Genomic DNA, 18,997 nt, shown 5'->3' with positions numbered 1-18,997 from the left:
ACCGGCACCCGACCGCGAAGTCCCGCGTCCCGCCGCACCCCCGACACGGAACCGGACACGGGACGGCGATACTGGACTCATGAAGCTCAGCCGCCCGGTCTCCTGGTTCCTGCTCGCGTTCGGGGTGTGGTCCTGGGTCATCTGGGTCACTTTCGTCAAGAACCTGGTCAAGGACAGCAGCGGGCTCGCCTTCGACGACGGTCACCCGACCGCGTACTTCTGGGTGCATCTGCTGCTGGCGGTCGTCTCCTTCGTATTGGGGACGGTCATCGGGGTCATCGGGTTGCGCGGTCTGCGCGCACTGCGCCGGAACTCATAGCGGGGGACCGGCCGGGGTGGTCATCGTCTTCGCGCTCGTCGCCCTGGCCGTCCTGGCCGTCGTGGCGGGCCTGCACCGGTACGTGTGGCGGCGCCTGGTCCGCGACACCACACGCGGCCCGGGCCCGGCCCGCCGCACCGGCACCGCACTGTTCGTCACCGGCCCGGCCCTGACGGTCGGAGCCCTGGTCGCGGAACGCGCGGGCGCCCCCTTCTGGCTCCAGCGCACCCTGGCCTGGCCGGGCTTCCTGTGGCTGGCCCTGGCGCTGTACCTGCTGCTGGGGGTACTGGCGGCCGAGGCCGTACGCCCACTTCTCAACCGCCTGAGCCGACGCCTCCCGCCCCCACCCGTCGACCGCCCGCCCCGGGAAGCCGCGGCCTCACCTTCCGGCCGCCCGAGCCCGGACCCCGCGGCTTCACCTCTCGGCCGCCCGAGCCCGGACCCTGCGGTCTCACCTTCCGGCCGCCCGAGCCCGGACGCCGTGGCTTCACCTCTCGGCCGACCGACCCAGGACCCGGTCGCTTCAGCTCCCGACCGCCCTGGCCCGGACCCTGCGGTCTCACCTTCCGGCCGCCCGAGCCCGGACCCCGCGGCTTCACCTCTCGGCCGACCGAGTCGGGTGGTGGGTGGGCAGGGGCCGGGGGTCCAGGGGGCGGAGCCCCCTGGGGCGGTCACTGAGGCACCGGCCCCGGCACCACCGGCACGGGCACAGGCACCGGTACCGGAACCGGCACCTGGCGTCCAAGAGCCCACCCGGCGCCTCGTCGTCGCCCGCCTCCTCGCCGGCGCCGCCACAACCGCCGCCGTGGCGACAGTGGGCCACGGCACCTACGGAGTCCTGAAGGGCCCCCGGGTCAAACACGTCACCGTCCCGCTGACCAAACTCCCGCGAGCAGCACACGGCTTCCGCATAGCCGTCGTCAGCGACATCCACCTCGGCCCCGTCCTCGGCCGGGGCTTCGCACAGCGAGTCGTCGACACGGTCAACGCCACCCAGCCGGACCTGATCGCGGTCGTCGGCGACCTGGTCGACGGCAGCGTCAAGGACCTCGGTCCGGCCGCCGCCCCCCTCGCGCAGCTCGGCGCCCGCCACGGCGCGTACTTCGTCACGGGCAACCACGAGTACTTCTCCGGCGCCGAGCAGTGGATCGGAGAGGTCCGCGACCTCGGCCTGCACCCGCTCCAGAACGCCCGCACCGAGCTGCCGTACTTCGACCTGGCCGGCGTCAACGACGTCCAGGGCGAGAGCGAGGGCCAGGGCCCGGACTTCGCCAGGGCGCTCGGCGACCGGGACCCGGTACGCGCGTGCGTGCTGCTCGCCCACCAGCCGGTGCAGATCCACGAGGCCGTCCGCCACGGCGTCGACCTCCAGCTCTCCGGCCACACCCACGGCGGCCAGCTCTGGCCCGGCAGCCTCCTCGCCGCCGCGGCCAATCCCACGGTCGCCGGTCTCGACCGCTACGGCGACACGCAGTTGTACGTCAGCAGGGGCGCGGGTGCCTGGGGGCCGCCCACCCGCGTGGGGGCGCCGTCGGACGTGACGGTGATCGAACTGGCCGCCACGCGCGCGTGAGCCGCCACGCGTGCGCGAGCCGTCACCCGCTTGACCGGAACCGCTCCCACGCCTGTGGACGAGCTGTGAAACCCGGCGGAAAACAACGCCTCGGTAAGTTCTTTCACAACTGGGTCAGAAAGCCCTTCCCCGCAGTGAAACCGGTGTGATTAGGTGAGCCGCGCCACTTAGGGGAGTGGCCGATTCGTGCTGGGCCAGGGGTAGGGCCCTGACGGGCCTGGGGAGGGCACCACCATGCGATCTGTTCGCATGCGGATTCTCGTGACGCTGCTCGTGCTGGCCGTCGTGGGGATCGGCGGCTGGCAGCTGCTGCCGTCGTCGGAGGACAAGAACAAGACCATCACCGTCGGTACGACGGACGCGGTCACCGCACTCGACCCGGCCGGCGCCTACGACGCCGGGTCCTGGGCGCTGTTCAGCAATGTGTTCCAGACGCTGCTGACCTTCGAGCCGGGCGGGGTCGAGCCGGTCCCGGACGCCGCGCAGAGCTGTGCGTTCGAGGGCAGCGGCCTCAGGACGTACCGGTGCACCCTGCGCTCCGGGATCACCTTCCCGAGCGGGCGCGCCATGACGGCCGAGGACGTGAAGCACTCCTTCGAGCGCGTCAAGAAGATCAACTCCGATGTCGGTCCGGCGTCCCTGTTCGACACGCTCGCCTCGGTGACCGCCGACGACGCGCACACCGTCACCTTCCACCTCTCGTCCGCGGACGCCACCTTCCCGCTGAAGGTCGCCACCGGCGCCGGCTCGATCGTGGACAAGGACAAGTACCCCGCCGACGCCCTGCGCACGGGCACCGCCGTCGACGGCACCGGACCGTACACGCTGACGGCGTACGCCAAGGACCAGAAGGCCGACCTCGCGCCGAACGAGCACTACAAGGGCTATCTGAGCGGCGTCGGCCGCCCGGTCGAGCTGCGGTACTACGCCGACTCCGCGAAGCTGGACCGGGCCTGGAAGGGCCGGAAGGTCGACGTCGCCACCCGGACCCTGCCGCCGGGCATGCTCTCCCAGCTGAACCCGAGCGACCCCGGGCAGCGGGTCACCGAGTCCGACAGCGCCGAGACCCGCAACCTGTACCTCAACACCCGCTCCGGTTCCCCGCTGCACGACGTGCGGGTGCGCCGGGCGATGGCCTGGCTGGTCAACCGTGAGCAGCTGGCCACGACGGTGTACGAGGGCACGGTCGACCCGCTGTACTCGCTGATTCCGACGGGCATCACCGGGCACACCACCTCGTTCTTCGACTCCTACCCGACCCAGAGCACCGAGAAGGCGCGCCGGCTGCTCACCGAGGCCGGGGTGAGCCTGCCGGTCCGCTTCACCCTCGGCTACGGCGTCGGCCGGGGCGCGGGCGCGGAGGAGTCCGCGGAGCTGAAGAAGCAGCTGGAGGCGGGCGGCCTGTTCAAGGTGGACGTCAAGGGCTACGAGTGGACCGACTTCCAGAAGCGCTGGGCCGCCGGGAAGATGGACGCCTGGGCGGTCGGCTGGGTCGCCGACTACCCCGACCCGGACACCTTCGGCGGACCGCTCGTCGGCACCGGCTCCACCATGAGCACCGGGTACAGCAACAAGCTGGTCGACCATCTCATCCTGGACAGCCGGCAGTTCGCCGACCGCACCCGGGCCGCGAAGGACTTCAAGGACATCCAGACGGACGTGGCCGAGGACGTCCCGCTGATCCCGCTCTGGCAGCGCAAGGAGTACGTGGTCAGCACCGAGGACGTGGGCGGCGGCCAGTACTTGTCGGACGGCACGGGCGTGTTCCGCCTGTGGCGCCTGACCTGGATCTGATCAGTCGGCCTTCTTCTGCCCGGCCTTGATGATCTGCTCCACGTCGAGCGCGACCTCGGCGCCGATCGAGTCGGGCAGCGTCACCGTCTCGCCGGGGGCGTGGACACGGTGGTTCGTGTACTCGTTCCCGGCGGGCTCCGTGAGGACGTGGAGGCGCTGGTGCTTGCGGTCGACCACGAGGTAGACGGGCACCTTGGCCTCGGCGTACGCGCCGACCTTGGTCTTCAGGTCGTCCCGCCAGTTGCCGGAGGTGACCTCCAGGACCAGGCGGAAGCAGACCGGGTCGTAGGCGTTGTTCTCGATGAAGTGGTCGTCGATGTCGGCGTCCACGACGACCAGGTCGGGGATGCAGTAGTCCTCGGCGCCGGTGGGAAGCTTGATCGCGACGCTCTGGAGCACCTCGGTCTCCGCGCCGTGCAGTCCGGCGGCGAGGAAGGGAATCATGAGATCGGTCAGAACGCGGGCGTGGGGGGCATCCGGTGAAGGGGTCACGAGGAGATGGCCTCCGATGATCTCGACGCGGTAGCCCGGATGGCGCTCCATGATCTCGTCGGCGATGGCCGTGAGGGAGAACGGCTCGTCGGCGTCGAAGGGCTGCTCGACGGATGCAGCGGACATCGCGTGCCTCCTAGGGGCTGGTGCCGAGAGCATCATCGTAGGCAGCCGGAACCCCGGGCGTCCTGTTCCCGCGCGTTCACCCGAAAGTGATCACTCGCCGTCCCGGCCCCCCCGCCCCGGGTCCGGCAGCACCTTCGTCATCCCCGGCAGGAAGTCCGTGAACAGCTCGTGGACCTCCAGGACCAGGGGCCGCAGGACCCGGAAGCGGGCCAGGGAGACACCGCGGGCGGTCAGGCGGGCCCCCCGCCGCGCCAGCCGGTAGCTGCGCTCCCGCCCCTCCGTGCGGTCGAAGATCCAGTACAGGACCAGGCCCATCTGGGCGAGCCACATCAGCTCCGGGAGCACGTCCCGCAGCTCGGGGGCCACCTTGGACTTCGAGCCGGCCAGCACCTCCCGGTGCACGCTGATGGCCTGCTCGCGCGCGTGCTCGCTCTCCGGCGAGAAGGGGCTGAGCGGGCTGTCGGGGTCGGCGGCGTTCTTGAAGAACTGGACGGCGAACTCGTGGTACGGCCGGGCGATGTCCAGCCACGCGGTCAGTACGCCCGCGAGCCGCGCCTCCAGGTCGGTCTCCCGGTCCAGGACCTCCCGGACCGCCGCCTGGTGCTCGGCGGCGATCCGGTCGTAGAAGCCCTGGATCAGGTGTTCCTTGCCCTCGAAGTAGTAGTAGGCGTTGCCGACGGAGACCCCGGCCTCCTTGGCGATGGCCCGCATCGTCGTCTTGTCGTACCCGCGCTCCTGGAACAACCGCATCGCGGTCTCCAGGATCAGCGCACGGGTCTGCTCGGACTTGCTGCTGTGGGGGCCGGCCGCTTCGGGGCCGTCGTTCTTCGCGGGCACGGTAGGAGCCTAACGAGTGGCGGGGGCCGCCCCGGAGCAGGACGGCGGGGAGTAGGCCCAGCCCGTGCGCGGGTGGTACGACCAGCCGTCCGCCCGCCGGTACACGTGGCCGCCCCACTGCGCCCCCCGCCCGTGCGTCTCCCGCCACTTCGCGGCCGCGAGCACCGCGCCCCGGGCCAGCTTGGCGCCGGCCGGCCCGGCCAGCCTGTGCGCGAGCGGGCGGTGTTCGCGCAGCGCCCACAGGACGACGATCCAGGCGCGCGAGCCCCGGTAGACCTGTCCGGAGTCACCGACGACGGTGACCTCGTCGAGGGAGGCGGCGTGGTCGAGCCCCGGGAAGCGGCTGCGGGCCTCGGCCGAGCCGGCAGGCAGAAGTTCCAGCGGGACCAGCTGGGGCTGGCGGGCCAGCCAGTCGCGCAGATGGGCGCACAGGGCGCATTCGGCGTCGTACAGGACGGTCAGCCCCCGGACCGGGGCGCCCGCGGCACCCCGGCCCTCCGTCCCGGTCACGGCGGTCGTGCCGGTCACGGCCGTCACGCCCCGGCCGTCGGGGCGATCCACTCCTGCGGGGTGACCGGGGGCAGCTGCTCCCGCTCCATGACCCCGCGCCGGCGGATCCTGTTGAGCACGTACACGTTGCCCAGGTGCATCACGCCGAGCACCAGCAGGACCACGCCCAGCTTGGTCGACAGGGCCTCGAAGATGCCGCGGGTGTCCTCGATCGTCTCGTCGTCCCCCAGGTACAGCGCCACGAAGCCGAGGTTGACCAGGTAGAAGCCGACCACCAGGAGGTGGTTGACGGCGTCCGCGAGCTTCTCGTTGCCGCGCAGGACGTCGGCCAGGAAGATCCGGCCGTTGCGGCTGAGCGTGCGGGCCACCCAGACGGTCAGCGCGATGCTGACGACCAGGTAGATGACGTAGGCGATGACGGTGCGGTCCATGCCCCACCCCTTCTTGAACGCGTTCAAAACGCTGACAGGCATGACTGTAGACCTGTTTTTGAACACGTTCAACCGAAGGGGTGGTGGCCGGTGTCTCAGGCTCTGCGGCCCAGTGCCGGGCGCTTGGTGTAGTCCGTGAAGCCGAGGACGTTCCCCCAGGGGTCGGCGATCTCCACCGTCCAGCCGGTGGCCACCGGGAAGACCTCGTCCAGGGGTTGGATGCCGGCGGCGGCCAGCTCCCGCGCCGCCACCCGCGCGTCCGGCACCTCCAGCCAGACACGCGGCGAGGGCCAGGGCGGCGTCCGGTGCCGCAGCTCCTCCTCGGCGCGCAGCAGGATGCCGGGCGTCTCCCCGCCGACCTTCAGCTGTGCGATCCCGCCCTCGTCGAACCGGAAGCCCACGGCGAAGCCGGCCCGCTCGTAGAAGGCGACGGCCTCGCCGAGGTCGCCGACGGGGAGCAGCACGTTGTCGAAACCGAGCAGTTCGTACGACTCATCGTCTGACATGTCGTCACATTAGGAGCCTTGTTCCCGGGAAGCGAGGAGCCCCACCGGAGCGGACTTTCGGTGGGGCTCCTCAGGTGGACCCGTCAGTGGCTCACTGCGGGAAGCCCGGGTCCAGGTCGGACTCCGACGCGCCACTGGTCGTGATGCCCTTCGCGGACCCGCGCAGCAGCAGGCCCTTGCGGTAGAGGTCACCCGAGACCAGCAGGTCCGCGTCGCCGTCCCGGTCGAAGTCCCGCAGCCGGACGAACAGGCCGAGCACCTCGGAGTCGGTGGGGCTGCCCGGCACGCCCGCCGTGGCCCGGGTGAACCACTGCGATCCGGCGCCGGTCAGGCCGCTCCTGCCGCCCCGCAGGACGTGCACGCCGCCCGCGTTCGCGACCTGGCCGACCTCCTCCTCCGGCACGCCCACCGCGAGGTCCGGGTAGCCGTCGCGGTCGGTGTCGCCGGCGGAGAGGGCGTAACCGAAGCGGTCGTTCTTGGTGGCGGCGGTCGCCACGCCGGCGGTGGACTGGGACAGCCGGTAGGAGGTGCCCGGGCCGCTCGCGCCGCCGCGCAGCACCAGCACGGAGCCCGCGCCCTTGTTGTACGGCTTGTCGCTGACGGCCAGGTCGCCGTAGCCGTTCTTGTCGAAGTCGGCGATCACGCCGGTCGCGCCGTAGTCCGCCTGAGTGGCGTTGTACGTCGTGTACTTCCCGCGCTTGATGGTGGAGCCGCCCTGCACGAACCAGGCGGCCTGCGTCACCCGGCCGTTCTTGTAGCCCTGGCCGAGCACGTACAGGTCGGTGGCCTTGTCCTTGTTCACCTTGCCGGCGACGATCGCGGACGGCTCCAGCACCTCGGCGCCGCTGGGGCTGACCTCCAGCTTGGTGACGCTGCCCGTCGTACCGGACTGGGAGAAGCCGCCCCGGTAGACGAAGAGGGTGCCCGTGACGTCGGCGACGGCCAGGTCGGGCTTGCCGTCGCCGTTGAAGTCACCGGAGGCCAGGGCCGCGCCGAACGCGGTCGTCGACTTGGCCGGGATGCGCGTGGCCTTCGCCCCGAGGCCCGCCTTGGCGCCCCACAGGATGGTGACCGCGCCCGCCCCGGCCTTCGTACCGACCTTCTCGCTGGGGTCGGCGACGGCGAGGTCGGCGTACCCGTCACGGTTGAGGTCGGCGTTCGCCACCTGGTCGCCGAACGTGTCGGCGTACCCGCCGGCATCACCGGCCTTGCCCGGGATGTTGGGGCTGTCCTGCGTGAACGTGACCGTCTTCGGCCCCGGCCCGGTCGCCGTGCCGTAGGTGACCGTGACCTCGCCACCCCAGCCGGACGCGTAGTCCCGGTACCCGTCGCCGTTGAAGTCGTCGGCGTACTTGGCGGGCGTCACCGCGGCGGCCGTCCCGGCCGTGAAGGCCAGCAGTCCACCGGTGAGCGAGAGCGCCGTGGCCGTCGCCACGGCGAGCTTTCTCTGCGTGCGCATGTCTCTCCTTGATCGCGTGCACACACAAGACCCACGACGTCCGGGGACAGTTGTACGACACTGATCGCCTGCCCCCCTCGGCCGGAAGGTCTTCGACGCGGTCGTCTCACGGTTCCACGACCTCGCGGAGCGGTCCGCGGACGACCCCCTCGGTTCCCGTGTGCGACCTGGGGGAGGACGGAGACGTCCTGCGGCGGTCGCTGGAGCGCGCGGGCGTCGGAGACCCGGCGGAACCGATGGTCTCGGGTGGAAGTCCGCCGGGTGACGACGGTGTCGGAACGGTGCGCCTGTCCCTGTCGCCGGACGAGGCGGCCCGGGTGGACGCAGCTCTTTCCGGGACCGGCCTGGACGAGGTCATGCGGGCGGCGCCGGCGGTGCTGTCGCCGATGTTCCGGGGCGGCGGCATCCCCGACGGTTACGAGGACGGCCTGCGGGACGCAACGGAGGACCTGCGCGGCCTCTACCGGTTCGCCGCCGGACAAGGGCTGGCCGTGGCGCAGGTGTTCCAGGGCTGACAAGGGCCCCGCCCCCGGTGCGGGGGCGGGGCCCTGGTGATGCGGGCGCGTCCGTGGATCAGTAGCGGCGCGTGATCAGCGCGCGCTTCACTTCCTGGATCGCCTTCGTGACCTCGATGCCGCGCGGGCAGGCGTCCGTGCAGTTGAAGGTCGTGCGGCAACGCCACACGCCGTCACGGTCGTTGAGGATCTCCAGGCGCTGCTCGCCCGCCTCGTCCCGGCTGTCGAAGATGAAGCGGTGGGCGTTCACGATCGCGGCCGGACCGAAGTACTGGCCGTCGTTCCAGAACACCGGGCAGGAGGAGGTGCAGGCCGCGCACAGGATGCACTTCGTCGTGTCGTCGAAGCGCTCGCGGTCCTCCGGGGACTGGTAGCGCTCCCGGGTGGGCTCGTTCGTCTCCTTGACGACCAGGAACGGCATGACGTCCCGGTACGCCTGGAAGAACGGCTCCATGTCCACGACCAGGTCCTTCAGGACCGTCAGGCCCTTGATGGGCTCGACCGTGATCGGCTTCTCGGGGTTGATGTCCTTGATCAGCGTCTTGCAGGCAAGGCGGTTCTTGCCGTTGATCCGCATCGCGTCCGAGCCGCAGATGCCGTGCGCGCACGAGCGGCGGAAGGTGAGGGTGCCGTCGAGGTCCCACTTGATCTTGTGGAGGCCGTCGAGGACCCGCTCCTTGGGGTCGATCTCCAGCTGGAAGTCTTCCCAGGTGGCCTCCGCCGCGACCTCCGGGTTGAACCGGCGGATGCGGAAGGTGACCGTGATGTAGGGGGAGTCGGCGAAGCCGGGCTCGGGCTGGCCGGCCGCGTCCGCCTTGTCCAGAACAGGGGTAGCCATCAGTACTTACGCTCCATCGGCTGGTAGCGGGTCTGGACGACCGGCTTGTAGTCGAGACGGACGGTTTCCGAGCCGTCGGCGCCCACCTCGCGGTACGCCATGGTGTGGCGCATGAAGTTGACGTCGTCGCGGTTCGGGTAGTCCTCGCGGTAGTGACCGCCGCGGGACTCCTTGCGGGCGAGGGCCGACACCGCCATGACCTCGGCCAGGTCGAGCAGGTTGCCCAGCTCGATCGCCTCCAGCAGGTCCGTGTTGAAACGCTTGCCCTTGTCCTGGATCGCCACGTTCTTGTAGCGCTCCTTGAGCTCGGCGATCTTCTCGACCGCCGTCTTGATCGTCTGCTCGGTGCGGAACACCATGACGTTGGCGTCCATGGTCTCCTGCAGCTCGCGACGGAGCGTCGCCACCCGCTCGTTGCCGGTGGAGGTGCGCAGCCGCTCGATCTGCTCGACCACGAAGGACTCCGGGGCGTCCGGCAGCTCGACGTAGTCGGCCTTCGCCGAGTACTCGGCGGCGGCGATGCCCGCGCGGCGGCCGAAGACGTTGATGTCCAGCAGCGAGTTGGTGCCGAGCCGGTTGGCGCCGTGCACGGACACGCAGGCGACCTCGCCGGCCGCGTACAGACCCGGGACGACCGTGGTGTTGTCCGCCAGGACCTCACCCTCGACGTTCGTCGGGATGCCGCCCATCGCGTAGTGCGCGGTCGGCTGGATCGGGATCGGGTCCGTGTACGGCTCGATGCCGAGGTAGGTCCGCGCGAACTCGGTGATGTCCGGGAGCTTGGCGTCCAGCTGCTCCGGCGGCAGGTGGGTCAGGTCCAGGTAGACGTGGTCGCCCTCGGGACCACAGCCACGGCCCTCACGGATCTCCGTGTAGATGGAGCGGGACACGACGTCACGGGACGCCAGGTCCTTCATGACGGGAGCGTACTTCTCCATGAAGCGCTCGCCGTCCTTGTTGCGCAGGATGCCGCCCTCACCGCGGGCGCCCTCGGTGAGCAGGATGCCCATGCGCCAGATGCCGGTCGGGTGGAACTGGAAGAACTCCATGTCCTCCAGGGGCAGACCGCGCCGGTAGACCGCCGCCTGACCGTCACCGGTCAGCGTGTGGGCGTTCGACGTCACCTTGAAGAACTTGCCGCAGCCGCCGGAGGCGTAGATGACGGCCTTCGCCTGGAAGATGTGGATCTCGCCGGTCGCCAGCTCGTAGGCGACGACACCGGCGGAGCGCTTGACACCGTCGACCTCGGTGATCAGCTGGTCCAGGACGTAGAACTCGTTGAAGAACTCCACGCCCTCCTTGACGCAGTTCTGGTACAGCGTCTGGAGGATCATGTGGCCGGTGCGGTCCGCGGCGTAGCAGGACCGGCGGACCGGGGCCTCGCCGTGGTTGCGGCTGTGACCGCCGAAGCGGCGCTGGTCGATGGTGCCGTTCGGCGTCCGGTTGAACGGCAGGCCCATCTTCTCCAGGTCGAGGACGGCGTCGATGGCCTCCTTCGCCAGGATCTCGGCGGCGTCCTGGTCGACCAGGTAGTCACCGCCCTTGACCGTGTCGAAGGTGTGCCACTCCCAGTTGTCCTCCTCCACGTTGGCCAGCGCGGCGGCCATGCCGCCCTGCGCGGCGCCCGTGTGGGAGCGGGTGGGGTAGAGCTTGGTCAGGACCGCGGTGCGGCTGCGCTTCGTCGCCTCGATGGCGGCGCGCATGCCCGCGCCACCGGCGCCGACGATGACGGTGTCGTACTTGTGGATCTTCATGATTCTCGCAGCCCCGTGCCTAGCGGATGTTCGGGTCGAAGGTGAAGATCACCAGCGTGCCCAGCAGGATGGTGAACACCGTGGCGGTGTAGAGCAGGCCCTTCAGCCACAGCCGGCTGTTCGGGCGCTCCGCGTAGTCGTTGATGATCGTGCGCAGGCCGTTGGCGCCGTGCAGCATCGCGAGCCACAGCATCAGCAGGTCCCAGACCTGCCAGAACGGGGACGCCCAGCGGCCGGCCACGAAGGCGAAGCCGATCTTGGAGACGCCGCCGTCCAGCACGAGCTGGATCAGCAGGTGGCCGAGGACGAGGACGACCAGCACGATGCCGGACAGGCGCATGAAGAGCCAGGCCGCCAGCTCGAAGTTGCCCCGGGTCGACTTCGGGGACTTCTTGGTGCGCTTGCGCGGTGCCTCGATCAGCGGGGCCGGGTTGTCGACGGTGTAGACGGGAGCGCCCTCGACGGGGCCGACTCCGGAGGCCGCGGTTTCAGTCGTGGACATCGGCGTCAGCTCCCAAACAGGACACGGTAGGCGTGGCCGAGGACCGGGTAGATCGCCCCGAGCATCAGCACGATCCAGACACCCATCACGGTCCAGAACATCTGCTTCTGGTAGCGCGGGCCCTTCGACCAGAAGTCGACGGCGATGACGCGCAGGCCGTTGAGCGCGTGGAAGAGGATGGCGGCGACGAGGCCGTACTCCAGCAGCGCGACGATCGGCGTCTTGTACGTGGCTACGACCTTGTCGTAGTCCTCGGGGGAGACACGCACGAGAGCGGTGTCCAGCACGTGAACGAACAGGAAGAAGAAAATGAGGACGCCGGTGACTCGGTGAGCCACCCAGGACCACATTCCTTCCCGGCCGCGGTACAGCGTTCCAGCCGGCACGGAAGAACCCTCCGGGAGCGGGGACTAGGGCCGCGCCGGCTTCACTGTCGGTCGGGCCCGGCCGGGTACGGTCCACCGGCCCTCTGCATGGTATCCACGTGCCGCCGTGGTGCTTACGGGGGGCCTACCGGTGTGATCAAAGTGGCACGCGGTTGGGCTAGCGGGTGCGGTCACCGGGGCGGGTTCGACTGTCATTTGCCCGGTGCGGGTGTGTTTGGGCTGGTCGCGCCCATGTGGCGGTAGCCACAAATCGAACACAGCCCTGCGCTACTGAGCAGGGTCAGCAGCCGTCCCCGTGCGAGGCGCCGGAGCTCGTCCGCCGCCACCACCCGTTCCTCCTCGGGATCGTTTGCCAATCGTGACCGGATCGCTTCGAGGATGTGGTCGATGACCTCGTCGGGGGCGACGTCGCCCAGGTAGATGACGAACGCGTGTCCGAATCGGGCCTCGTACGCGGCGTGCGCGGCGCTCAGGGCCATGTGGGCCGCCGAGTAGGTGTCCTCGGGAAGCTCGGGGAGGGACTCGCCGGCCAGGGCCTCGGCCAGATCGCCGGGGGAGAGGTCGTACGCCGCCTCGTCCGCCGCCGCCAGCAGGGCGTCCAGGTCGGGGTAGGGGCGGTGGTCGGCGATCCGGTGCGACCAGCGCAGGCTGTGCACGCAGTGCAGGAGGAGGGTGCGGGCCTCGTCCGCGGGCGCGGTGTTGAAGGCGTCGAGGGGTGTGGGGAGATACGGCAGGCGGTGGGCGGGCAGCGTGGGTCCTCGCGTCACAGTGGTGTGGCAGGGGATGCTGTGAAAAGTGTGACGTCAGGTTATCGAGAGTGGTCACGCTGTGTCCGAGGGATGCCTGAAATTCACCCGGACGGGAGAGTTTCGAAACGCCCGGGTGACAGCTGACGGGGAGATCGGTCGTACGTTGGCAGGGTGATCCAGCACAGGCACAGGCGCCGGGGCCCGGCGCGGCAGGTGATACGGAAGCGGGCGGTGGTGGCCGCCGCGGTCGTCGGGACCCTCGCGCTCGGCACGGGCGTCTGCGTGTGGGCCTCGTCGGACGGGGACGGCGGAACGCCGCAGGGCAGCGCGCGTCAGTCGTCGTCCGGCCGGGTGGCCGACTCCGGCGATCCGGGCACACCGTCCGCGAGTCCCAGCCCGAGCCGGTCCTATCCGCTGTCGCAGGCGCCGCGCACGATACCCACGGTGCGCTCCCACACCCCGGCGCGCGGGCCCGGCTGGACACCGCGGCCGGGCGGGCGGGTGGTGGTGAGCGACCCCGAGCTGGCCGACGAGGGGCGGCTCACAGCCCGGGAGCTGGGGCTGCGCTACGCGGGGGAGAAGGACGACGTGCGGGCGGGCGACGTGCGGCTCGCGCTCGGCGGCGGGGACGGGAACCAGGAGTCGTACACCATGACCGTCCGGGGCGGGCGGGTCGACATCAGCGGGCCCGGCGAGGCCGGCGTGTTCTACGGCACCCGCACCCTGAAGCAGGAGGTCCACGGCGGCGGTACGGCACCCGAGGGCGTCGTACGGGACGAGCCCGCCAAGCCGGTGCGCGGGTTCATGCTGGACATCGCGCGCAAGCCGTACAGCGAGACCTGGATCGAGGACCGGATACGCGAGCTGGGGGACCTGAAGTTCAACGAGCTGGGCCTGCACTTCTCCGACGACCAGGCCTTCCGGATCGAGTCCGGCAGCCACCCGGAGATCGTCTCCAGGGACCGTCTGACCAAGGCGCAGGTCAGGAAGATCGTGGCGCTGGCGGACAGCCGGCACATCACCGTCGTACCGGAGATCGACTCACCGGGGCACCTGGGCGCCGTCATCGCCGCCCACCCGGACCTCCAGCTGCGCAACGCGAGCGGGGCGCCGACGCGGGGCGCCGTCGACATCTCCGAGGACGCCTCCGCGCGGATCGTCGACGATCTGCTCGAGGAGTATGCCGGGCTCTTCACCGGCGACCAGTGGCATCTGGGCGGGGACGAGTACCAGGCGCTGACCGTCAGGGACCCGCAGGCCTCGTTCCCGCAGCTGGCCGCCGCCGCCCGACAGGCCTTCGGCCCCGGCGCGACCGTCGCCGACCTCGCCACCGGCTGGCTGAACGACCGCGCGGCCACCGTCCGCGCCCACGACCGGACCGTCCGCGCGTGGAACGACGGCTTCTACCGCGACACCTCCGTGCGGCCCGACCCGGACATCCGGGTCGCCTACTGGACCGGCAAGGAGATCGGCGCCCGGCAGCCCGTGGAGTACCTGAGCGCGGGGCGGAAGGTGCTCAACTACAACGACGAGTTCCTCTACTACGTGCTCGGACAGCCGCAGACCTTCGTCTACCCGACCGGACAGCGGATCTACGAGCAGTGGAACCCGCGGGTGCTGCGCGGCACGACCGCCGTGCCGGAACGCTACGACGGGCAGATCCCCGGCGGCTCGTTCGCGGTCTGGTCCGATTTCCCGAACGCCCAGACGGAGGCACAGGTCGCCGCCGGCATCCGGATGCCGCTGCGGGCCACCGCGCAGAAGCTGTGGGACCCGCGCACGCCCGCGCTGTCCTGGGCCGGCTTCCGTGAGCTGGCGGACCGGCTGGGCCGGTAACCGAGTGGACGCACGGCGGCGTCCGGCCGTATGTTCCGGTGTCCGCGCGCGTCCTCGGAACGCGCGCGTCCGTACCAGTGGCCGCCCCTCGCCTCGGGGAGAGCCGACGCGCCGGCCCGGCTCTCATCGTCCCGGGGGAACTCCGTCATGACCTCGCCCATGCCCACGCCGCCGTATCCCGCGCCGCCGTATCCCGCGCCGCCCGGCGCCTGGCTGCGCTCGCCGGCCGCGCTCGGCCGGGCCACCGCCGTCCTGCTCGGGCTCGTCATCGCCACCGACCTGTTCGCCTGTGCCGCGGACCTGCTGGAACTCGACGTCGCCGGCGACATCGCCGGCGGTGCCCGTGGGGCCGGTGTCGTCGACCGGGCCGACCGCGCGGACGCGCTCTACGCGGTGGCCGGCGCCTCCCAGATGGTCGCACTGGTCGCCACGATGGTCGTCTACCTGTGCTGGCTGTGGCGGGTCCGGGTGAACGCCGAGGTGTTCGACGCCTCCCGGCAGCGGATGAAGCGCGGCTGGGCGATCGGCGGGTGGTTCTGCCCGGTCGTCAACCTCTGGTTCCCGCGCCGGATCGTCGCCGACAGCTGGGACGCCAGCGCTCCCTGGGGCGCGCGGTCCGGGCACACGCCGGTCAACGCCTGGTGGACGCTGTGGATCATCAGCCTCCTCGCGGGCCGGTACGCCTACTCCACGTCCCGGAACGCCGAGACGGCGGCCGAACTGCGCGACGCCGCCCGGGTGATGCTGTTCTCCGACGGGGTCGACATCGCGGCGGCCGTCCTCGCCGTCGTGGTGGTCGTCCGGCTGACCCGTATGCAGGAGCGCAAGGTGTTCTCGGGTGAGCTGCCGGCCCCCGCGTTCGGCTGACCTCCCGCCGCTGTCGCCTTTGGCTGAAACACCTCCGCTGTGACACTCCCGCGCCGTCGCACGCAGTAAGGGGAAGTGCGGGCTCCGTACCGGTCGGCGCCCTGGCGAGGGAGACATTCATGAGCCTGGTGGAACTCATCGCACAGGCCGACGAACGCGGACTGGCCGCCGGCGGATTGGCTTGTTTGGATCGGTGTCTGCCGCTGCTCGGCGGCGACGACGAGCTGCTGCGCCCCCTGTGGGCCCGCCTCGCCGACGGCTCCGACTGGTCCGCGGACCTGGCCCTGGCCCGCACCGCGCTCGGCCCCGCGGACCCCGCCGACGACGAGGCCGCGCGGCTCACCCGGCGCATGCTGGAGTCGGCCCCGGCCGAGCGCACCACCGGAGCGGTACGGCCCTGGGCCGACGCCTGCTCGGTCGCCTCGCTGCGCGTCCACCGGCTGCTCGACCCCGCCGCGGACGGCGACCCGGCCCCGGACGGCCTCGACGCCGGGCGCGCGGGCGACACGGCGGGCCTGCCGCCGCTCGTCGCCGCCGAGCTGCGCCGCCAGGCCGCGGTCCTGGAACTCCTCGCGGGGCATGGCGCGCAGGGGCTGCGCCAGGCGCTGGAGGTGTCGGTGGAGGGCCGCCGGGTGCTGCGCGCGGTGGTCTCGCGCCGGGCGCGCAGTGTCGCCGAACCGGGGCGTGAGGGGAGCCTGTGACCCTCGTGCGGCGGAGGTGGGGTGGTCCTGCGACGGTTGGCCGAACGTCGGGAGAAACGTTTCGAATTCGGGTGACGGAACCCCGCCCCGGCTCGCTGTTCCCTATGTGACAGCCCAAGTGACGACTCATGTGACAGCCCACGCGACCGACCGGTCCCGGGCAGCACAGCAGGAGACCAGGCCGAGTGCCGCGGTCAAGCCCGTACGGTGGGCGGCGGACGCGGTGGCGACCATGCGCGAGGGCGCGCGGGTACGGCTCGACTACTCGGCGCAGAGCCTGTGGCGGGTGGACCGGATGATCGAGGAGATACGGCGTGAGGGACCGCCGTACGCGGCCGTCGAGAGCGTGCTGCGCGGCCTCGGCGCCTACGCCGGCGAGGTGATCGTCCGTCAGACCGGCGCCGAATGGTGGGCGACCGGCGGCGAGCACTGGGTGCGCACCCCCGACGGCCGGCTGTGGGACCCCATCGACGAGGCCCGCCGCTGCTACGCCGGCCACGGCTCGCTGCGGCTGTTGTGCCGGGACGCGACCTCCCCCGGCTGACCGGTCCGGCCTGGCTGTGACACTTCCGTCGGGGCCGACGCTGATGATCGTGGAGGGCGGGGACACGGCCGGAGCGTGTCGCACCGTGAGGCAAGCGCCACGCAGTGGCCAGGAACTCGGCACGAACGAGGACGGTCTTGGGCCAGGGAGGGGAACCCCGCCGCCCGCAGCCGCGGGACGGGGAGCTGGGCGCGGCCGTCGCGCGGGCCCAGGACGGCGACGAGACCGCGTTCGCGGTGGCCTACCGGATCGTGCAGCCCGGCCTGCTGGGCTATCTGCGGGGCCTGGTCGGCGAGGACGCGGAGGACGTCGCCTCCGACGCCTGGCTGGAGATCGCGCGCGACCTCGGCCGGTTCCGGGGCGACGGCGCGGGCTTCCGCGGCTGGACCGCGACCATCGCCCGGCACCGCGCGCTGGACCATCTGCGGCGGCAGCGGGTACGGCCCCGGGCGGCGCAGTTGGAGCAGGACGCCCTGGAGCTGCCCGGCCGGCACAGCACCCACGACCAGGCCCTGGAGTCGCTGTCCACCGAGCGCGCTCTGGAACTGGTGCGCACGCTGCCCCGGGACCAGGCCGAGGCGGTGCTGCTGCGGGTGGTCGTCGGCCTCGACGGCCCGGCCGCGGCCCGAGTCCTCGGCAAACGCCCCGGCGCCGTCCGCACGGCCGCCTACCGGGGCCTGCGGCGCCTGGCCCGCCAGCTCGGCACGGACGGTACGACGGACGCGGATCCGCCGACGCGGGGTGAGCCGGGGTGAACGCGCCGGCGGGTGTGGGACGTATGTACGGGGGCGGGGCGTTGGCTCCGCGGACGTCGCCGGCGTGGGCAGCGGGGGCGTCCGAGGCCATGGACACAGGGGCCTTGGCCGCGGGGATGCCGGGCGTCTTGGCCGCGGCGGTGTTCGCGGGCTCGGCTTCGGCGGGCCGGGGCTTCGGGGCGGAGGCGTTCGGGGCCTGGGCTTCGGGGCGTTCGAGGCTCGGCTTCGGCGGGGTGCGGGGTCCGGGGCCGGGTGCGCCTGGGCCTCGGCTCACCGGACGCGTCCGGGGCTCGGGTTCCGGCGCGGGCGGGGCCTTGGCCGCAGGAGCGGCCGGCGCTCGGCTCCGAGGCGTTCGGGGCTTGGCTTCCGGCGCTTGTGAGGCCTCGGGTTCGGGGCCCACGGGCCGGGGGCGGCCGGTGGCTCCGGGCCCGGAGCCGTCATGGCCGGCGGTCGTGGGCGTACGGCTTCGAAGGTCCGTTGGTTCGGGCGCGGGGCTGTGACGGTCGGCGGGCACGGGCGCGGGGCTGTGGTGGTCGGTAGGTGTGGGCGCCGGGGGTTCCGGCGAGTGGGCGCGGGCGGATCGGCGTACGGAGTTCCGGGTGGACCGGATGAGGGCGGGAACGGGCATGGGTGAACGGCACAGCGGCGGCGGGCTGACCGGTCGTCGGCGTGCGCACCCCGGCGGTGCCGTCGCCGTGCCGGACCCCGCCGACGCCTCTGGGCTGGAGACGCGGCTCGCCGCCGCGCTGCGCGTCGACCGCGTCGACGCCGAGGCCGAGCGCAGCGCCGTCGCCGCCTTCCGGGCCGCGCGCGACGCGGGGGCGCACGACGCGCGGACCCGCGTCCGGGACGACTGGCGGCCCGGGCGGCCGGCACCCGCCCACCGCTCGCTGCGGACCGCCCTCTCGCTCGCGCTGGCGAGCCTCACACTGGGCGGAGTCGCCGTCGCGGCCATCGGCTCGGCCGGGTCCGGTACGCACGACGACGACCGGAGCCGATCGCCGCGGTCCACGCGGCCGGTGGCGAGCACTCCGCCCGCCTCGGCCGCCGCCACGGAAGCCGGGCCCCCGGACACCGCGTCCGCGGATCACCCCAGCCGGCCGGCCACCGCCCGGGACACTCTCGCCCACTGCCGTGCCTACACGCACGCCGGGGAACACGGCGGTGCCGTGGAGGCGGCGGCCTGGCAGCGGCTCGTCAAGGCGGCGGGGGGACCAGGGAAGGTCGCCGCCTACTGCGCCGCCCGCATGGAGCAGAGGCAGGGCAAGAACACCGACAACGCGGGCACTTCCGGAAGCAACGGGAACACCGGCAAGGGTGAGGGCAAGGGCGGCGGCAGCCAGCAGAACGCGGGGGCGGGGAACTCGACCGGTGACAACGCGGCCGGCGGCAAAGCGACCGGCGGCAAGCCCTAGGTCCTGTCGTCAAACTCCCGTCGTCCGCCCGGAGGGCGGGCCGCGCGGCGTCAGGTGCGTGCTCTCGGCGTGCCGGGCCCGGGCCCTC

Annotated in this window: 21 protein-coding genes; 10 read left to right on the top strand and 11 right to left on the bottom strand. The window is 71.9% G+C overall.

Annotation, left to right across the window (positions count from 1 at the left end; translation table 11 throughout):
* The first annotated feature begins 79 nt into the window (after window positions 1–79).
* The 3 genes from AB0L21_RS05325 (at window position 80) to AB0L21_RS05315 (ending at window position 3,686) form a co-directional block, all read left to right on the top strand.
* Window positions 80–319 (top strand): SCO4848 family membrane protein, encoded by a 240-nt coding sequence (locus tag AB0L21_RS05325; RefSeq protein ID WP_030641438.1) that lies wholly within the window; start codon window positions 80–82, stop codon window positions 317–319.
* Between the two features lie 16 nt (window positions 320–335).
* On the top strand, window positions 336–1,892 hold the full coding sequence (locus AB0L21_RS05320) for a metallophosphoesterase (protein WP_365782366.1): 1,557 nt from the start codon (window positions 336–338) through the stop codon (window positions 1,890–1,892).
* 234 nt (window positions 1,893–2,126) lie between these two features.
* Window positions 2,127–3,686, top strand: coding sequence for an ABC transporter substrate-binding protein (locus AB0L21_RS05315; protein WP_365707622.1), 1,560 nt, complete (start codon window positions 2,127–2,129; stop codon window positions 3,684–3,686).
* Here AB0L21_RS05315 and AB0L21_RS05310 read toward each other — a convergent pair whose 3' ends face one another.
* The 6 genes from AB0L21_RS05310 to AB0L21_RS05285 form a co-directional block, all read right to left on the bottom strand.
* Window positions 3,687–4,304, bottom strand: a complete 618-nt coding sequence (locus tag AB0L21_RS05310; protein ID WP_365782364.1) for a Uma2 family endonuclease — start codon at window positions 4,302–4,304, stop codon at window positions 3,687–3,689.
* 90 nt (window positions 4,305–4,394) lie between these two features.
* Window positions 4,395–5,141, bottom strand: coding sequence for a TetR family transcriptional regulator (locus AB0L21_RS05305; RefSeq protein ID WP_365707617.1), 747 nt, complete (start codon window positions 5,139–5,141; stop codon window positions 4,395–4,397).
* 9 nt (window positions 5,142–5,150) lie between these two features.
* Window positions 5,151–5,669, bottom strand: a complete 519-nt coding sequence (locus AB0L21_RS05300; RefSeq protein WP_365782598.1) for a DCC1-like thiol-disulfide oxidoreductase family protein — start codon at window positions 5,667–5,669, stop codon at window positions 5,151–5,153.
* A 5-nt stretch (window positions 5,670–5,674) separates the two neighbouring features.
* Window positions 5,675–6,082, bottom strand: a complete 408-nt coding sequence (locus AB0L21_RS05295) for a hypothetical protein (RefSeq protein WP_365707615.1) — start codon at window positions 6,080–6,082, stop codon at window positions 5,675–5,677.
* 95 nt (window positions 6,083–6,177) lie between these two features.
* The gene (locus AB0L21_RS05290; protein WP_365782362.1) at window positions 6,178–6,588 is read right to left on the bottom strand and encodes a VOC family protein; all 411 of its coding nucleotides are present in this window, start codon (window positions 6,586–6,588) and stop codon (window positions 6,178–6,180) included.
* A 91-nt stretch (window positions 6,589–6,679) separates the two neighbouring features.
* On the bottom strand, window positions 6,680–8,047 hold the full coding sequence (locus tag AB0L21_RS05285; protein ID WP_365782360.1) for an FG-GAP and VCBS repeat-containing protein: 1,368 nt from the start codon (window positions 8,045–8,047) through the stop codon (window positions 6,680–6,682).
* 158 nt (window positions 8,048–8,205) lie between these two features.
* Between AB0L21_RS05285 and AB0L21_RS05280 the strand changes: the two genes are divergently transcribed.
* A complete protein-coding gene (locus AB0L21_RS05280; RefSeq protein ID WP_365782358.1) occupies window positions 8,206–8,562 on the top strand; it encodes a hypothetical protein in 357 nt (118 codons plus the stop codon).
* Window positions 8,563–8,620: 58 nt separating this feature from the next.
* On the opposite strand, the gene AB0L21_RS05275 is transcribed toward AB0L21_RS05280, so the two are convergent.
* The 5 genes from AB0L21_RS05275 to AB0L21_RS05255 all read right to left on the bottom strand — a co-directional run bounded on the left by AB0L21_RS05275 (window position 8,621) and on the right by AB0L21_RS05255 (window position 12,809).
* Window positions 8,621–9,400, bottom strand: coding sequence for a succinate dehydrogenase iron-sulfur subunit (locus AB0L21_RS05275; protein WP_365707607.1), 780 nt, complete (start codon window positions 9,398–9,400; stop codon window positions 8,621–8,623).
* Window positions 9,400–11,154, bottom strand: a complete 1,755-nt coding sequence (sdhA, locus tag AB0L21_RS05270) for a succinate dehydrogenase flavoprotein subunit (RefSeq protein ID WP_365707605.1) — start codon at window positions 11,152–11,154, stop codon at window positions 9,400–9,402. Before sdhA ends, AB0L21_RS05275 begins: the two co-directional genes overlap by 1 nt.
* 19 nt (window positions 11,155–11,173) lie before the next feature.
* Window positions 11,174–11,656, bottom strand: coding sequence for a succinate dehydrogenase hydrophobic membrane anchor subunit (locus AB0L21_RS05265; RefSeq protein ID WP_365707603.1), 483 nt, complete (start codon window positions 11,654–11,656; stop codon window positions 11,174–11,176).
* A 5-nt stretch (window positions 11,657–11,661) separates the two neighbouring features.
* Complete coding sequence (gene sdhC, locus AB0L21_RS05260; RefSeq protein WP_043195476.1) at window positions 11,662–12,042, bottom strand: succinate dehydrogenase, cytochrome b556 subunit; 381 nt, start codon at window positions 12,040–12,042, stop codon at window positions 11,662–11,664.
* A gap of 191 nt (window positions 12,043–12,233) precedes the next feature.
* Window positions 12,234–12,809 (bottom strand): 2-oxo-4-hydroxy-4-carboxy-5-ureidoimidazoline decarboxylase, encoded by a 576-nt coding sequence (locus tag AB0L21_RS05255; protein ID WP_365782356.1) that lies wholly within the window; start codon window positions 12,807–12,809, stop codon window positions 12,234–12,236.
* A gap of 195 nt (window positions 12,810–13,004) precedes the next feature.
* Here AB0L21_RS05255 and AB0L21_RS05250 point away from each other — a divergent pair, with 195 nt between their 5' ends.
* The 6 genes from AB0L21_RS05250 (at window position 13,005) to AB0L21_RS05225 (ending at window position 18,909) form a co-directional block, all read left to right on the top strand.
* Window positions 13,005–14,627, top strand: a complete 1,623-nt coding sequence (locus AB0L21_RS05250; protein WP_365782596.1) for a glycoside hydrolase family 20 protein — start codon at window positions 13,005–13,007, stop codon at window positions 14,625–14,627.
* Between the two features lie 147 nt (window positions 14,628–14,774).
* A complete protein-coding gene (locus AB0L21_RS05245; protein WP_365782354.1) occupies window positions 14,775–15,494 on the top strand; it encodes a DUF4328 domain-containing protein in 720 nt (239 codons plus the stop codon).
* A gap of 119 nt (window positions 15,495–15,613) precedes the next feature.
* Window positions 15,614–16,195 carry a hypothetical protein gene (locus AB0L21_RS05240; protein WP_365782352.1) on the top strand — a complete coding sequence of 194 codons (582 nt, stop codon included), beginning with the start codon at window positions 15,614–15,616 and terminating at the stop codon, window positions 16,193–16,195.
* Window positions 16,196–16,427: 232 nt separating this feature from the next.
* Complete coding sequence (locus AB0L21_RS05235; RefSeq protein ID WP_365782594.1) at window positions 16,428–16,739, top strand: hypothetical protein; 312 nt, start codon at window positions 16,428–16,430, stop codon at window positions 16,737–16,739.
* 137 nt (window positions 16,740–16,876) lie between these two features.
* Window positions 16,877–17,494, top strand: coding sequence for an RNA polymerase sigma factor (locus tag AB0L21_RS05230; RefSeq protein ID WP_365707595.1), 618 nt, complete (start codon window positions 16,877–16,879; stop codon window positions 17,492–17,494).
* A gap of 626 nt (window positions 17,495–18,120) precedes the next feature.
* Complete coding sequence (locus AB0L21_RS05225) at window positions 18,121–18,909, top strand: hypothetical protein (RefSeq protein ID WP_365782350.1); 789 nt, start codon at window positions 18,121–18,123, stop codon at window positions 18,907–18,909.
* The last annotated feature ends 88 nt before the right edge of the window (window positions 18,910–18,997 follow it).

This window comes from Streptomyces sp. NPDC052721, assembly GCF_040678315.1.
GTDB lineage: Bacteria > Actinomycetota > Actinomycetes > Streptomycetales > Streptomycetaceae > Streptomyces.
Note: the sequence above shows the minus strand (reverse complement) of the source record. Positions and strands in the feature narration are given on the sequence as shown.

Coding starts and splice junctions, on each gene's coding strand:
- AB0L21_RS05325 (WP_030641438.1), top strand. CDS start 80: ATGAAGCTCAGCCGCCCGGTCTCCTGGTTCCTGCTCGCGTTCGGGGTG.
- AB0L21_RS05315 (WP_365707622.1), top strand. CDS start 2,127: ATGCGATCTGTTCGCATGCGGATTCTCGTGACGCTGCTCGTGCTGGCC.
- AB0L21_RS05310 (WP_365782364.1), bottom strand. CDS start 4,304: ATGTCCGCTGCATCCGTCGAGCAGCCCTTCGACGCCGACGAGCCGTTC.
- AB0L21_RS05295 (WP_365707615.1), bottom strand. CDS start 6,082: ATGGACCGCACCGTCATCGCCTACGTCATCTACCTGGTCGTCAGCATC.
- AB0L21_RS05290 (WP_365782362.1), bottom strand. CDS start 6,588: ATGTCAGACGATGAGTCGTACGAACTGCTCGGTTTCGACAACGTGCTG.
- AB0L21_RS05285 (WP_365782360.1), bottom strand. CDS start 8,047: ATGCGCACGCAGAGAAAGCTCGCCGTGGCGACGGCCACGGCGCTCTCG.
- AB0L21_RS05275 (WP_365707607.1), bottom strand. CDS start 9,400: ATGGCTACCCCTGTTCTGGACAAGGCGGACGCGGCCGGCCAGCCCGAG.
- sdhA (WP_365707605.1), bottom strand. CDS start 11,154: ATGAAGATCCACAAGTACGACACCGTCATCGTCGGCGCCGGTGGCGCG.
- AB0L21_RS05265 (WP_365707603.1), bottom strand. CDS start 11,656: ATGTCCACGACTGAAACCGCGGCCTCCGGAGTCGGCCCCGTCGAGGGC.
- AB0L21_RS05245 (WP_365782354.1), top strand. CDS start 14,775: ATGACCTCGCCCATGCCCACGCCGCCGTATCCCGCGCCGCCGTATCCC.
- AB0L21_RS05240 (WP_365782352.1), top strand. CDS start 15,614: ATGAGCCTGGTGGAACTCATCGCACAGGCCGACGAACGCGGACTGGCC.
- AB0L21_RS05235 (WP_365782594.1), top strand. CDS start 16,428: ATGCGCGAGGGCGCGCGGGTACGGCTCGACTACTCGGCGCAGAGCCTG.
- AB0L21_RS05225 (WP_365782350.1), top strand. CDS start 18,121: ATGGGTGAACGGCACAGCGGCGGCGGGCTGACCGGTCGTCGGCGTGCG.